The organism is Streptococcus sp. 400_SSPC (assembly GCF_001072745.1).
Lineage (GTDB): Bacteria > Bacillota > Bacilli > Lactobacillales > Streptococcaceae > Streptococcus > Streptococcus xiaochunlingii.
The window spans coordinates 23,721-38,849 of record NZ_JVIQ01000002.1; the positions used below are offsets into that span (position 1 = coordinate 23,721).

Sequence of the window (15,129 nt, forward strand, 5' to 3'; positions counted from 1 at the left end):
GACAATTTCCTCCTAAAATTTTTCTTTTTTATTTATAAACTATTTGAGCAACTTCAAGAAGTCTTCAACTGGATCATTTGGAACCATTTGAGCAGTTAACTTAACTCCTTTTTCAGCTAGCTTGTGGAAAGCTTCCACATCGGCATCCACTACGTTGATCGAACGAGTAACAGGACGAGTCTCGTCTGATTGAGACATATTCCCTACGTTTAAGGTTTCAAGTGGTACACCTGCTTCTACCAAACCGAGAAAGCGGTCTGGCTTGCGGGCTACGATGAAGAGACGTTGGCTGTCATATTTTCCAGCCAAGATATTTTCTGCAGCCTTTGCGACTGGCAAGATACTGAGCTTGACACCAGGTGGTGTCGCTAGTTTCAAGCCACTTTTTTCGATATCATTTTGAGCGACTTCATCATCGATCACCATGATACGTGAAATATTTAGTTTGGTAGTCCAAAGATTGGCCACCTGCCCGTGGATCAAACGTCCATCGATACGGCATCCTACAATAGTCATAAGTTTTCCCCCTTTACTTCTTTGAATGTAGGTTGTGAAACAAGTTTTAAGGTCTCCTTCCAAGTGCCCTCTGTCTCAAAGACGAGGATCTCATTTTCCCCATCTTTGAGAAAACCATGAGGGATGTAGAGGGAGAGTGTTGGACCGACTTCCCAGAAACGACCGATATGGTGGCCATTTACAAGAACGATCCCTTTTCCAAATCCAGTCATATCAAGGAAGGTATCCTCAACCTGATCTAGATGAAAAGCAAATTGATAAAAAGCTGGTTGACCTTCTTGCCATTCTTTCGAAAAATCCAAGCGATCCAGCTGGCTAAAATCAAGCGCATATTGTTTCCAATGAAGCTTGAAATGAAGATCGATACAAACTCCTGTTCGGATTCCTTTTCGTTGGGTGTCCGCTAAGAGTTTGTGCCCATAATTGACTCTTCCCATGTTTTCGATCAAGAATTTTAGGTTTGTAATCGTTTTCTTTTTTCCGTTTAAAAAAAGATCTTGACCGATTTCTTCTTGGTATTGAGTGGCAATCAACTGATCATTGGCATACACCTGTACCCGATCACGCGCATCAATGATACGCAAGCGCTCTTCTTCTGCATCCATTTCCACTTCTGTCTCATAGAGCAGATAGCCTAATGGGTGGTCGATTTCTTCCATGGTCTGTGGGTAAAGACTTTCGGTGACCTGAGCAATCTCGTTTAAGTTGCCGAACAAACTAGTCTTTTGGGTCAACTCCAATGTTCGTTCAGATAAACTCGACTTCACAAGCGGATCCATCTGTGGATACTCTGGATAGTAGGTCGCCATCATCTTTTTGACTGCATAGTACTTAGGAGTCGGGTTGCCCTGCTCATCTAAGAGAGCGTCATAGTCATAAGATGTTACTTGCGGTAGATCCACGGTCCCTCGTGCTGAGCAGCCGTTCATAAATCCGAAGTTGGTCCCACCATGGAACATGTAGAGATTGATAGAGCCTTCTTGTAAGACCTCATGGACCGCTTCTGCCAACTCTTCTGGATCTCGCTTGATGATGGGTTCTTTCCAACGATTGAACCAGCCATCCCAAAATTCCATACACATGAGTGGCCACTTTTTGTCATGCTCCGCAAAGAACTCTTTCATCTGAGAGAAATTGTAATTTGCTCGCGAACCAAAATTACCGGTTACAAAGAGTCCATCCTCAATCAAAGTTCCTGCTCGAAGAGTCGCCCTCCAAGGTCCATCAGAAGTAAAGAGTGGACAGGTAATGTCCCGCTCGATCATTAGATCTCTGATCGCCCGAAGATAGGCTTTGTCTTCGCCGTAAGAGCCGTATTCATTTTCTACCTGCATCATGAGGATATTGCCCCCACGATCCAATTGGTACTTGGCCACACGTGGCAGGAGTTCATCGTAATAGCGAGCCACTTCCTCGAGAAAGGCCGAATCTGATGAACGAATCCGAAGGTCTTCTTCGATTAACCAGGCTGGCAAGCCCCCAAATTCCCACTCCGAACAAATAAACGGTGATGGACGGAGGATCACATACAGATCCAACTCTTGAGCCACTTGGATAAAGTGCTCCAGGTCCAAATTCCCTTCAAAGTAAAAGTGGCCTCTTTGCGACTCATGAGCATTCCATGGAACATAGGTTTCAACAGTATTAAAACCTAGAGCTTTTAGGTTATATAAGGAATGATACCAATCCTCACGATCGATCCGAAAATAATGAATTGCACCAGATAAAATCTTAAAAGGTTGATCATTTAAATAAAAATCTTCACGGATTTCAAATGCCCCCATACTGAGAACCTCCTTCTAAGAAACCCTTTTCATTTATTAATATAATATATTAACGAAAAAATGTCAACCACTTTCAAAAAAATATGTTAAAATAATATTAACAAGAGATATCGAAAAAAGAGGTGAAGTACATGGCAATCCCAAAATACCAACACATCAAAGATGATTTGAAGCAACAAATTATCTCAGGTAAATTTGAAAATGGAGATAAATTTTACACAGAAGCCGAGTTGATTAAGATTTATAATGTTAGCTCGATTACTGTTGTTCGTGCTTTGAACGATTTGGCTAGCGATGGATACATCGTCCGCCAACAAGGAAAAGGAACCTTTGTTTCGCGCGCTAGAAAACACAAGCTGGTTGAGTTTTCAGACGTTGAAACCTTCCCTATCCAAAAAGCGACCGTAAAAGTTCTCTCTATCAAGCGTGGCAACGCACTGAACATCTTGGATAAACTAGGACTTGCTCCAACTCAATTCTATTATAAGATTGATCGGACCCGTCATATTGGTGAAGATACTTATATCTACCACCAGACTTATGTCCCAGAGCAATATATTAACCCAAATTATCCGAGCTTAGATTACTATAGTTCGATTTATGATCGCTTTAAAGAAGATTATCATATCCATATGAATGATGAACACTTTGAAGAAATCAATGATATTGTATTTCCAACACCAAGCAAAATCGCTTCTGTGTTGAATATCGATGAAAACTTCCCAACTGTCCGTCAAGTGAAGACGACAAAATTGGAAGCGACCGGTCAAATTCTCGAATATAGCGAAACCTATAAACGCGGCGACTACTATAAAATCAAATTTATCTCTTGTGATCGTGATCATTGATCATTCAAAGTCTGGGGTCTGGCCTCAGACTTTTATGATACAAATTATAGCATGAAAAAATAGTTCCTAAAACATGTAAAACGAATAATCTATAATTAGTGATAGACTTCCTATAAATAGTTTAATCAGTCAAAATTTATTATGATAAATTCCGTGTCTAGAGCACCTGATATCGGAAAAGAAAAAGGCAAACATCTCGTGATGTTTGCCTTTTTTAATCAAATTTATGAGGGGCTTAGTCACCCAAACCGATGCGTTCGAAGATTTCATCCACCCGTTTAGTGTAGTAAGTTGGGTTAAAGATTTCGTCGATTTCTTCTTGAGTGAGGCGTGATGTCACTTCTGGGTCTGCCTCAAGAAGTGGTTTGAAGTCAACTTGGTTATCCCATGATTGGGCAGTCTTCGGTTGAACAAGGTCGTAAGCTTGCTCACGTGTCATGCCTTTTTCGATTAAAGTTAGCATGGCACGTTGGCTGAAGATTAAACCAAATGTAGAGTTCATGTTGCGGATCATGTTTTCAGGGAAGACTGTCAAGTTCTTAACGATGTTTCCGAAACGGTTGAGCATGTAGTCGATCAAGATGGTTGTATCTGGTGCGATGATCCGCTCAGCTGATGAGTGAGAGATATCACGTTCATGCCATAGGGACACGTTTTCATAAGCTGTTACCATGTGACCACGGATCACACGCGCAAGACCTGTCATGTTTTCAGAACCGATAGGGTTCCGTTTGTGAGGCATTGCTGAAGATCCCTTTTGACCTTTAGCAAAGAACTCTTCCACTTCACGTTGTTCAGATTTTTGAAGGCCACGGATTTCAGTCGCCATACGCTCGATAGACGTTGCGATGCTAGCGAGAACTGCAAAGTACTCAGCGTGAAGGTCACGAGGAAGGACCTGTGTAGAGATTTCTTGAGCACGGATACCCAATTTGTCGCAGACGTATTTTTCAACAAATGGTGGGATGTTGGCAAAGTTACCAACCGCACCAGAAATCTTACCAGCTTCCACTCCAGCAGCCGCATGCTCGAAACGCTCGATGTTCCGTTTCATTTCGCTGTACCAAGTAGCCAATTTAAGACCAAAAGTTGTCGGCTCAGCGTGCACCCCGTGGGTACGACCCATCATGATGGTGAACTTGTGTTCTTTCGCCTTGTCAGCGATGATGTTGGTGAAATTTTCAAGGTCACGACGGATGATGTCGTTGGCTTGTTTGTAGAGGTAACCATAGGCCGTATCGACCACGTCAGTAGAAGTCAACCCATAGTGAACCCACTTACGCTCTTCACCAAGCGTTTCAGAAACCGCACGTGTAAAGGCAACCACATCGTGACGCGTCTCCTGCTCGATTTCCAAAATACGGTCGATGTCAAAGTCCGCTTTTTCGCGGATCAAAGCCACATCTTCCTTAGGGATTTCTCCCAATTCAGCCCATGCCTCGTCAGCCAAGATTTCCACCTCAAGCCAAGCACGGTATTTATTTTCTTCAGTCCAAATGTTCGCCATTTCTGGGCGACTATATCTATCAATCATGTTTAATTTTCCTTTCTTTTGATGTTTCACTTATGTGGGGCGGACGTCAGCAGCTTCCTGCGGAATCTCATGACTAAATCTTGAGCCTCTAGTCTCAAGATTTCCGTCGCTTACGCTTTCCCCACGGCGTGAAACATCCGTTTAACGAACAAAAGTCGTTTTATTAAAATTCTTCTTTCCCAATCCACACTGATGGATAATGATCCAGTGTATTCAAATCCGTATCTAACGGTAGATCATAGATGGCTAAATAGTTTTCAGGATATTGTGTAACTAGCTCTTCATACTTAGCTTTCACTTTTTCATGATCACTACTAGCATACAAGACTTCGACGACTGCTCCAGTCTTATCTTTTTCAACAAATGCGTTGACGATGAGTTGAATCATAAAACCTCCTAAATCGAAATTCCCTTCATATTTGCTTCCAGAATAGGCATCTTCACACCTAACTCCTGACCAGTCTGATAAACACTTTGACAACAATAGAAGATGTCCTGTTTATCATTGTGCAAGGTCATGATTTTTCGGGTCAGCTCATTTTTCGCAAACATGACTTTCATGGCCTTGCCGGCTATCCAAGCAGGAATTTTGTATGGCAAGAGTTCGGCTTTGTAAAGCTTCAAATTCACACCACGCGCTTCTACGACTTTCAAAGCTTCTCGAATGGCTTTGATGGCTAATGATAATTCCGATGAACTATTCATCAAATTCAAAGCCAGTTCTTCTGGGTTTTCCAGATTCCCTGAACGTGCTGCTGTCGAAGTGACACCTGCATTAATCGCCATGTGAATCCAAATCCACTCGACCATATCATGAGGCACTTCCCACTTCAAATCTGCAGAAGTCAGTAAAGTCGTCAAATCAGCATAGTTAGAAATCTGTGCTTTTTGCTCACCTTCTAGCATTAAATGGTCAAACAAGACACCATCCAAATGGTCCTCCTGCATGTGACCTCCAGCTGTTGGAAAAGCTAAAATATAGTCATAATCTCCTGCCCACTCTTGGACCTCTTTTCGAGTATCCCAAAAATTACAGAAGAAAACAAGGGTGCCTTTGATATTATTTTTTAGCAAGGTCTCCACAGCCTCTTTGACAAGCCCATGACGCACACTCAGAAAAATAAAATCATATTCCGAATCAGCTTCTGCCACACGAACCTCATAGGTATCGTGTTTGTTCTCACCCTTGGAATGATAGCGACCATCTAGTAGATCAACCGACAATTCCTTCGGAGCAGTGCTTTTCTTACTATCTCTCAGTACGTGCTCTACTTGATGGCCTGCTTTTTGAAAGGCGTAGGCATAAGTGGTCCCGATGACTCCAAGTCCTAGAATCGCTATCTTCACTTAAAAATCAATTCCTTTCCAGCAGTAGTTGTCTGGCTTCTCTTGTCGATTTTTCACCTGCGACAAGCCTAGTCAACCTTGCAGGGGTAAGACGACGGACCTTATTGCTGGGGTCCTGTCTTACTCCCCAAACTCCTCAACCTTATCTGGTTCAATACTAAACAAAGTCACATGTCCCATTTTGCGGTTGTGCTTTGCTTCTAGTTTACCATATAAGTGGAGGTGAGCGCTTGGATTTTCTGTCACATATGTTTCAGCAGCCTCGACGTGTTGGCCGAGAACATTGAGCATAACAGCTGGTGCATGGAGGTGAATAGCAGGAAGTGGTGCTCCGAGAACGCCCAAGATATGCGTGTCAAACTGTGAAAAGTCACAGGCTTCAATTGAGTAGTGACCTGAATTATGTGGGCGAGGCGCGATTTCGTTGACGATAATGTCATCAGCTGTCGCAAACATTTCCACGCAAAGGGTTCCAGAAAGGTTGAGTTGTTCTGCAATTCGCACTGCCATGGCCTTGGCTTTTTCAGCTAGATTTTCAGAAATGCGAGCGGGCACAATGGTTTTTGAAAGAATGTTGTTGCGGTGGATATTTTCCTGAACGGGAAAGACTGTCACGTCCTTGCCGTTACCTGACACGATGACCGAAATTTCAAGGTCAAAGTTGACGAACTCTTCTAAAACGCAGTCTGCTGAATCAGCTAAAGCATAGGCCTCTTCCAAATCTGCTTCTGAACGAATGACCTTCTGACCATGGCCATCGTAGCCACCGGTCGCCGTCTTGAGGACATAGTTTTTAGACAGGTCGATATCTGCCAAGTCTTGGCTTGAGGTCACGACCTTGTAAGGTGCTACAGTGACTTGGGCCTTGTTAGAAAGAAAGTCCTTCTCAAAAATACGGTTTTGGGAGATGCGGAGTAGGTCTGTCCCTTGTGGAAGCTGACCATCCTTGATAACGGCGTCCAAACCGTCAGCATCCACATTTTCAAATTCATAAGTGAGAATATCACAACGCTCTGCCAACTGACGAAGAGCATCCACGTCGTCGTATGGGGCTACGATGATTTCTGCCACGCGAGAGGCTGGGCAATCAGCTGCTGGGTCCAACGCGATAACCTTGTGTCCCATGTAGATAGCTGAGATCGCCATCATCTGACCGAGTTGACCACCACCGATGATACCAATGGTTTTAGTTGAGCTCATTTGTAGACTCCTCTGCAATTTTTCCTTGTTCTTCAGCAAAATCCGCCAAAGCTGTCGCAATAGCCTGATCCTCTACTGAAAGGAGACGAAGGGCAAAGAGGGCCGCGTTAGTCGCACCTGCTTCACCGATCGCCATAGTTGCGACAGGCACTCCACCTGGCATCTGAACGATGGAATAAAGTGAATCCACACCGCTAAGGGCACGAGACTTGACGGGTACCCCGATGACTGGAAGGGTCGTTTTAGCAGCAACCATCCCTGGCAAATGGGCTGCACCACCAGCACCCGCGATGATGACCTTAATACCACGGCTACGTGCTTCTTCCGCATGTTTGAACATGAGGTCAGGCGTCCGATGGGCGGAAACAACTTTCTTTTCGTAAGCGACACCGAAGCGGTCGAAGACTTCGGCGGTTTTTTGCATGGTTGCCCAGTCAGATTTTGAGCCCATGATAATGGAAATAATTGGTTTAGTCATAATTTTTCCTTTTTTCTTCTTTTTGATAATGGTCTTTGGTGGTGGGGACGGAAGCAAACCTTCGGTTTCATTCCTAAACATTGAGCCTAAGGTATCAATGTTTCCCCCGACCAGAACAGATGCTGTTCTGGTCTTTTCACCACGGCGACCATTATCGGGTTTAGCGACTTCATCGCGCTATTCTTGTACTTCTACTTTATCGCCTTGCTACCGATATCCGTACGATAGAAGAGGCCTTCTGTGTTTTGTTTGTTGAGTTCGTTGTAGATAATGTTTTGGCCGTCTTTGACGGTGTCTGCTGTAGTAACCAGCATGTAGACGCGTCCGCCGTTCGAGAGGAGGTCTTGGTCATTTTCAGCGAATTTAGCACCAGCATAGTAAGTGATGATATCACCTTCTGTCTTGGATGGAAGCTTGACACCTTTCTCATAAGCGAGTGGGTAGCCGTTTGAAGCTACAACCACGCCCAGTGTCACCCCCTTGTCCGTCCAAGTGATGGCTGGCTCTTTGCCATCCAAAATGTCAGTGATATTTTGTGCGAAGTCAGATGTCAAACGAGGCAAGATAATTTGCGTTTCAGGATCTCCGAAGCGAGAGTTGAACTCGATAACTTTCGGTCCATCAGCTGTCAAGATAAGACCCGCGTAAAGGACACCAGTGTAAGGACGCCCTTCTTTAATCATGCCTTCAAGAACTGGCTTGACAATGGTGTCAACCGCTGTGTCAACCACGCTCTGTGGCAAGTGAGGAACTGGCGCATAGGCACCCATCCCACCAGTGTTAGGACCCTTGTCGCCATCGTAGGCACGTTTGTGGTCCTGAGCTGTTGGCATGATGTAGAACTTGTCCCCATTGACAAAGGCAAAGAGAGAAAACTCTTCCCCGTCAAGGAATTCCTCGATGACCACACGCGCACCTGAATCACCGAATTTATTATCCAAAAGCATCTCGTGAGCGGCTCCGACGGCTTGCTCAACCGTTTCAGCAACGACGACACCTTTCCCAAGGGCCAAGCCGTCTGCCTTGACGACGATTGGAGCACCTTTTTCTTCGATGTAGGCCTTGGCTTCTTCGAAATCTGAAAATGTGCCGTAGGCTGCTGTCGGAACGTCGTATTTGACCATGATTTCCTTAGCAAAATCCTTAGACCACTCCAGCTCAGCCGCAGCCTTGGTCGGACCAAATGCCTTGAGTCCAGCTGCATTGAAGTCATCCACGATTCCAGCCGCAAGGGCATCATCTGGACCGATAAAGGTCCAAGCAATCTCATTGACTTTTGCGAAGTCAATCAGCTTAGAATGTTCGGAAATTCCGATATTGATCAAATCCAGACCATCTAATCGCATCCCGTCATTACCAGGAGCCACAAAAACCTGCTCAACGTCTTTAGACTCCAACAATTTCTTGGCAATCGCATGCTCACGACCGCCAGATCCAACAACCAAAAGTTTCATCTCGAACCTCTTTTGCGAATTATTTTATTAAATTATATCATAATCGTTCGTTTTATTCTAATATTTCAAGGAATATCCGATGATTTTCATTAGAAAACAAACTTTTTTCATTATTTTTTAAATTTCTGCTCCTTTTTACGAATATTATAATTGAGACCTCTAATATTTTTTAAAAAAGGAGTTTTATGCAGAGAATAAAGAAACTACTCTTGGCAGCTTGTCTTTTCTGGGCAGGAGCTTCACAAGTTGCAAGAGCAGACCAAAACGTCAATTATATCTACAAGGAAAAAGGACAATTAGTTGTCCACCTCGGGACCATTCCAGATCGCTTCCAAAGCGTTAGCGTCCCCATTTGGTCCGAGCAAAATGGCCAGGACGACCTCATTTGGTATCCTGTCCAACGAGGAGAAAATGGGTTTGATTTGCAAGTACCTCTGACTAATCATTTGGATCAAGCAGGACTTTATCACATCCATGTCTACGGGATCCATTCTAACGGAAATATTGAAGGACTGTTTCCTCTACAGACAATCATTGAAGAAAAAGATCTGACTTCTTCCCAACCCAAGATTACAGTCCGACCTAGCACTGCACAGCTATTTGAGATCCAACTCCAGCTTTTTGAAGATGTGGAGGAGGTCTTCTTTCCCATCTGGTCTGAACAAGATGGCCAAGACGACTTGATCTGGTATCCCGCAAAAAGAACGGCACCTGGTCGCTACCAATTATCCTTCAATGCCGAGAAACATACAGGGAAAGGAACCTTTCATCTCCACGTCTACCAAAAAGACAAGGGGCACTTAAAAGGCCTGCTTGCCACTGAATTTCAGGTCGAGCGGGTCAAACCTGCTCCACTGGTCACTCAACCGGATAATTACTATCCCGTCGGCGAATGTACCTGGGCGGCAAAAGAGCTAGCTCCTTGGTCACAAAACTGGTGGGGAAACGGTGGCATGTGGGCAGCTAGTGCACGCGCTGCGGGCTTCCGGACAGGAAATACCCCAGAGGTCGGTGCTATCGCCTGTTGGGATAATGGAGGCTATGGCCACGTTGCAGTCGTGACGGAGGTCGAACATGATCAAAAAATCCAAGTAAAAGAAGCTAATTACAATGGAAATCGGACCATCAACAATTTCCGTGGCTGGTTTGACCCCACGAATGTTGTCTGGGGAACAGTCAGCTATATCTATCCAAATTAAGGAATTCCTAACCAGAACAAAAGGCGCTCATCAATCGATGAGTGCCTTTTTAGATTAATGTCTGAAGTGACGAACACCTGTAAAGATCATGGTCAAACCATATTTATCAGCCGCTTCGATTGACTCTTGGTCACGGACTGATCCACCCGGTTGGATGATAGCCTTAATTCCTGCCTTAGCGATTTCTTCTACGTTATCCGCAAATGGGAAGAAGGCATCTGAAGCAAGGACAGCACCGTCAAGGCGGTCTTTAGCTTGGTCAATAGCGATGCGGACAGATGCCACACGGTTGGTTTGACCAGGGCCAACACCAAGTGTCATGTGGTCGTTGGTCACGATGATCCCATTTGATTTGACGTACTTGATAGCCTTCCAAGCAAACTCAAGAGCTGTCGCTTCTGTCTCCGTTGGCTGGCGTTTGGTTACCACTTGCCAGCCAGCTGGACTTTCTTTGACCACGTCTTGGTTTTGAACGAGAAGGCCACCAACAACACCAGTGTATTCTGCCTCCACTTCGCTCGCATCTTGAGCGTCAAACGGCAAGGCAAGGATCCGCAAGTTTTTCTTTTTGTTGGTCAAAATGGCTAGCGCTTCATCTGTATAGCTTGGTGCGATGATGATTTCAAGGAAGACACCATGCATCTTCTCGGCTGTCGCAGCATCCACCTCACGGTTGAGAACAACAATCCCACCAAAGATAGAAACCGGGTCAGACTGATAAGCGTAGTCCCATGCGGTCTCGATGTCGTCAGCTTGACCAATCCCACATGGGTTCATATGTTTGAGAGCCACAACTGTTGGACGGTCTTTGAAATCGCGGATGATACGAATCGCAGCATCCGCATCGCGGATATTGTTGAAGGACAATTCTTTCCCGTTGAGCTGTTTAGCGGATGCAATCGAGTAGTCTGTCGGCAAAGCTTTTTGGTAGAAATCAGCGTCTTGTTGAGGGTTTTCACCGTAACGCATGGCTTGTTTGAGATCATAGGTCAGAGTGAGTTTTTCAGGTTTTGTTTCACCCACTTGAGCTGTGAAGTATTCTGCAATCAAGGCATCATAAGCTGCAGTGTGACGGAAAACCTTGGCTGCCAACCGTTGACGAGTTTCGTAAGTAGTTTCGCCCTTGGCTGCCAATTCTTCCAAAACTACAGCATAGTCAGCAGGGTCTACCACAACTGTAACGCTAGCATGGTTCTTCGCTGCAGAACGAAGCATAGATGGCCCACCGATATCGATGTTTTCAACCGCGTCCGCGTAAGTCACGTCTGGTTTGAGGATAGTCTCCTTGAATGGGTAAAGGTTTACCACCACAAGGTCAATCAATTCGATATTATTGTCCTTAGCTGCTTGAAGGTGGCCATCGAGGTCACGACGAGCGAGAAGACCCCCGTGAATATTTGGATGCAGGGTCTTCACACGACCGTCCATCATTTCTGGGAAACCCGTCACATCATCGATGGCAATGGTCTCTACCCCAGCATTATCAAGGGCAACCTTGGTCCCACCTGTTGAGATGATATCCCAACCGAGTTTTTTGAGTTCTTGGGCAAATTCAACAATGCCCGCTTTATCTGAGACACTAATTAGTGCGCGTTTAGTCATTTTCTCTCTTTTCCTTTTTAAAAAAGTTCTTTCTCTACTACAGTCAAAAATTTTCTTTCAGCTCTAGCACTTCCTTATTTTCGTGCAACTCCCAAACATTCCAGCACCTCCGGATACAATTTGTACTCTGTTTCGTGGATGCGTGTTTCGAAAGTGTCAAGGGTATCCCCTTCAAGGCGAGGCACACGGACTTGTTTGATGACCTTACCGGTATCCACGCCCGAGTCCACCCAATGAATGGTCACGCCAGACTGGTCAACACCTGCATTCCAAGCATCCTCAATGCCATGAGCTCCTGGAAATTCTGGAAGGTAAGCCGGGTGAATATTGATGATACGGCCTTCATAAGCTGCTAGCAAGGTTGGACCGACGATTTTCATATAACCCGCCAAACAGACTAGGTCAATCTGGTGCTCATCCAGAAGCTCGACGATGGCTCCTTCGTAGTCTGCCTTGCTCTCAAACTCCTTGAGTTCGAAGGCATAGGAAGGAACTCCAAGCTTTTCTGCACGCTTAAGTACATAGGCATCCCGGTGATCTGAAAAGACAAATTCTACTGGGAATTGTTCCGCAATCACCTGGAAGTTTGAGCCGTTGCCAGAGGCAAAAACAGCAATTTTTTTAGCCATTATTTAATCACCACACTAGCATCTGTCTTCTTCACAATTCGACCAATTTCATACACAGGCTCGTCAAGAAGCTCTTTGACACGTTCCACATTTTCTGGCTTCACCGCAAGCATGAGACCAATCCCCATGTTGAAGATTTCAAACATTTCTTCATGTTTGATTTCACCATATTTTTCAAGGGCTTTGAAAATCGGAAGAACTGGGACCTTGCTTTCGTCAATTTCAGTAGCCAAGTCATCCGCAAACATCCGTGGGACATTTTCGATGAAACCACCACCTGTGATGTGGGCAATCCCATTGACCAATTCTTCTTTGATGAGTGGCAAAACAGCTTTGACGTAGATACGAGTTGGCTCCAAAAGAACGTCTTTGAGTTTCTTACCTTCCAGTTCTGGGAGGACTTCTTCACCTGTATAATCCGCAAAGACACGACGAACAAGTGAGTAACCATTTGAATGGATACCGCTTGAGGCAAGGCCAAGAAGGACATCACCTGCTGCTACTTTTGAACCGTCGATGATTTGAGATTTTTCTGCAATACCGACCGCAAACCCAGCCAAGTCATAGTCATCTTCGCCGTACATACCAGGCATTTCGGCTGTTTCACCACCGATAAGGGCCGCACCAGCTTGCACACAGCCTTCAGCAACACCAGCAACGACTTGTTCCAATTTAGCGGGTTCATTCTTCCCAGTCGCTACGTAATCTAGAAAGTAGAGGGGCTCCGCACCTGCAGCGATGATGTCGTTGACACACATGGCTACACAGTCTTGACCGATGGTATCGTGCTTGTCGTACTTGATAGCCAGCATGAGTTTCGTACCGACACCGTCCGTCCCTGAGATCAAAACAGGTTCTTTGACACCTGTTTTTGAAAGGTCAAACATGCCACCAAAACCACCTAGAGCTCCCATGACACCCGCACGTTCCGTACGTGCTACGTGTTTTTTGATCCGTTCAACAACTTCATAACCCGCTTCAACATCTACACCAGACTGGGCATAAGCATTTTTATTTGTCATTTGTTTCTTCCTTTTTCTGTTCCTAGATCCTACTGTGAATGGTCAGATTCACTTGCAAAAATTCCTAATAGAAAGAAGTCTGCTCATTCAAGCTTTCCAAATAGCGTTCTTCGTAGTCATACAAAGGAGTTGGGTATTTTCCATCAAAGTAGGCTACACATAGGCCACCGTTTGGTGCATCGGTATCAATGCCAATAGAATCAATCAAGCCATCAATGGACAAGTAGGTCAAGCTATCCGCACCGATAATCTCACAGGTTTCCTCTACTGTATGGTTGGCTGCGATCAGCTCCTCGCGGCTCTGAATATCAATTCCGTAGAAACATGGATAAGCCAGAGCTGGACTGGCAATTGCCACATGGACTTCAGTAGCCCCTGCTTCTTTCAACAATTTCACAATCCGACGAGAGGTCGTTCCACGTACAATAGAATCATCAATCATGACAACCCGTTTGCCTTTCACGACCCCAGATACGGCAGAGAGCTTCATCCGCACTCCTTGTTCCCGCAATTCCTGAGTCGGTTGGATAAAGGTCCGTTGGACATACTGATTCTTGATCAAGCCCATTTCATTTGGCAGACCGGATTCTTCCGCAAAGCCCATGGCCGCACTGAGAGAGGAGTTGGGAACCCCCACTACAATATCTGCTTGGTTCTTAAATTCTCGTGCTAACTGAGCGCCCATCCGCTTGCGAGCCGTATGGACGTTGACTCCTTGGATATTGGAATCAGGACGAGCAAAATAGATATACTCCATAGAACAAATCGCTAGTTGAGTATCATCCGTATAGCGATCATAGGTAATACCATTTTCATCGAAAATCACGAGCTCACCAGGATGCACATCTCGAATCCATTCTGCCCCAATCACCTCAAAGGCACAGGTTTCAGAAGAAACAACCAAGGCACCATTGGCCATTTTCCCAATGGAAAGAGGACGGAAGCCATTTGGGTCCAACGCCGCGATCAGCTTATCTTCAAACAGCATCAGATAAGCAAACCCACCTTTGACCGTATTGAGTGCTTCCTTGATTTTCCCCATAAAGGAAGGGTTGTGGCTCCGACGGATCAAGTGGGCCAGAATTTCTGAGTCAGAGGTCGAGCTAAAGATGGCTCCATTTTTTTCTAATTCCGATTTGAGCGATTGGGCATTGGTCAAATTCCCATTATGGGCCAGACCAAACTGCGTATCGTGAAAGCGGAAGAGGAAGGGTTGGATGTTATCCACAGACGCTTCCCCCGCTGTCGCATAGCGAACATGTCCAATAGCAGAAGATCCTGTCAATTTTTCAAGATTTAAAGGATTCCGAAAGACTTCTGAAAGCAGACCTGTATCCCGATGGCGTCTCAAGGTCCCTTGGTCATTGGCCAAGATGCCTGCCCCTTCTTGTCCCCGGTGTTGGAGACTGTGAAGGCCAAAATAGGTGAGTTTTGCTGCGTCTGGATGTCCCCAAATCCCAAAGACTCCACACTCTTCATTAAGAGATTTTACTTCGTATGTCATGTTGTATACCTT

Annotated in this window: 14 protein-coding genes; 2 read left to right on the forward strand and 12 right to left on the reverse strand. The window is 45.2% G+C overall.

What is annotated here, in order from left to right:
- Positions 1-39: 39 nt before the first annotated feature.
- Together ADH49_RS00360 and ADH49_RS00365 are read right to left on the reverse strand one after the other, a co-directional pair.
- A complete protein-coding gene (locus tag ADH49_RS00360) occupies positions 40-516 on the reverse strand; it encodes a PTS system mannose/fructose/N-acetylgalactosamine-transporter subunit IIB (RefSeq protein ID WP_006595287.1) in 477 nt (158 codons plus the stop codon).
- Positions 513-2,300, reverse strand: coding sequence for a glycoside hydrolase family 35 protein (locus tag ADH49_RS00365; RefSeq protein ID WP_048687858.1), 1,788 nt, complete (start codon positions 2,298-2,300; stop codon positions 513-515). The genes ADH49_RS00360 and ADH49_RS00365 overlap by 4 nt, the downstream gene beginning before the upstream one ends.
- 131 nt (positions 2,301-2,431) lie before the next feature.
- Between ADH49_RS00365 and ADH49_RS00370 the strand changes: the two genes are divergently transcribed.
- Complete coding sequence (locus ADH49_RS00370; RefSeq protein ID WP_006595289.1) at positions 2,432-3,148, forward strand: GntR family transcriptional regulator; 717 nt, start codon at positions 2,432-2,434, stop codon at positions 3,146-3,148.
- 235 nt (positions 3,149-3,383) lie between these two features.
- On the opposite strand, the gene purB is transcribed toward ADH49_RS00370, so the two are convergent.
- The 6 genes from purB to purD form a co-directional block, all read right to left on the reverse strand.
- Positions 3,384-4,682 carry an adenylosuccinate lyase gene (gene purB / locus ADH49_RS00375; protein WP_048687861.1) on the reverse strand — a complete coding sequence of 433 codons (1,299 nt, stop codon included), beginning with the start codon at positions 4,680-4,682 and terminating at the stop codon, positions 3,384-3,386.
- Positions 4,683-4,845: 163 nt separating this feature from the next.
- Positions 4,846-5,070 carry a hypothetical protein gene (locus ADH49_RS00380; protein WP_048687864.1) on the reverse strand — a complete coding sequence of 75 codons (225 nt, stop codon included), beginning with the start codon at positions 5,068-5,070 and terminating at the stop codon, positions 4,846-4,848.
- An 8-nt stretch (positions 5,071-5,078) separates the two neighbouring features.
- Positions 5,079-6,029, reverse strand: a complete 951-nt coding sequence (locus ADH49_RS00385; RefSeq protein ID WP_048687866.1) for a ketopantoate reductase family protein — start codon at positions 6,027-6,029, stop codon at positions 5,079-5,081.
- A 120-nt stretch (positions 6,030-6,149) separates the two neighbouring features.
- Entirely contained in the window at positions 6,150-7,229 is a 1,080-nt protein-coding gene (purK, locus tag ADH49_RS00390) for a 5-(carboxyamino)imidazole ribonucleotide synthase (protein WP_048687869.1), read from the reverse strand.
- A complete protein-coding gene (gene purE, locus ADH49_RS00395) occupies positions 7,216-7,707 on the reverse strand; it encodes a 5-(carboxyamino)imidazole ribonucleotide mutase (protein ID WP_048687912.1) in 492 nt (163 codons plus the stop codon). Before purE ends, purK begins: the two co-directional genes overlap by 14 nt.
- A 191-nt stretch (positions 7,708-7,898) precedes the next feature.
- Positions 7,899-9,161, reverse strand: coding sequence for a phosphoribosylamine--glycine ligase (gene purD, locus ADH49_RS00400; protein ID WP_048687870.1), 1,263 nt, complete (start codon positions 9,159-9,161; stop codon positions 7,899-7,901).
- A 185-nt stretch (positions 9,162-9,346) separates the two neighbouring features.
- On the opposite strand from purD, the gene ADH49_RS00405 reads away from it, so the two are divergent.
- On the forward strand, positions 9,347-10,360 hold the full coding sequence (locus tag ADH49_RS00405) for a GBS Bsp-like repeat-containing protein (RefSeq protein WP_048687873.1): 1,014 nt from the start codon (positions 9,347-9,349) through the stop codon (positions 10,358-10,360).
- A 54-nt stretch (positions 10,361-10,414) separates the two neighbouring features.
- Here the strand turns inward: ADH49_RS00405 and purH are convergent, their stop codons facing one another.
- The 4 genes from purH to purF form a co-directional block, all read right to left on the reverse strand.
- Positions 10,415-11,962: a bifunctional phosphoribosylaminoimidazolecarboxamide formyltransferase/IMP cyclohydrolase gene (gene purH / locus ADH49_RS00410; protein WP_048687875.1), complete on the reverse strand. Its 1,548-nt coding sequence runs from the start codon at positions 11,960-11,962 to the stop codon at positions 10,415-10,417.
- A 74-nt stretch (positions 11,963-12,036) separates the two neighbouring features.
- A complete protein-coding gene (gene purN / locus ADH49_RS00415) occupies positions 12,037-12,591 on the reverse strand; it encodes a phosphoribosylglycinamide formyltransferase (protein ID WP_048687878.1) in 555 nt (184 codons plus the stop codon).
- On the reverse strand, positions 12,591-13,613 hold the full coding sequence (gene purM / locus ADH49_RS00420) for a phosphoribosylformylglycinamidine cyclo-ligase (protein WP_048687880.1): 1,023 nt from the start codon (positions 13,611-13,613) through the stop codon (positions 12,591-12,593). Before purM ends, purN begins: the two co-directional genes overlap by 1 nt.
- Before the next feature lie 64 nt (positions 13,614-13,677).
- Positions 13,678-15,117, reverse strand: a complete 1,440-nt coding sequence (purF, locus tag ADH49_RS00425) for an amidophosphoribosyltransferase (RefSeq protein WP_048687883.1) — start codon at positions 15,115-15,117, stop codon at positions 13,678-13,680.
- Positions 15,118-15,129: the final 12 nt, after the last annotated feature.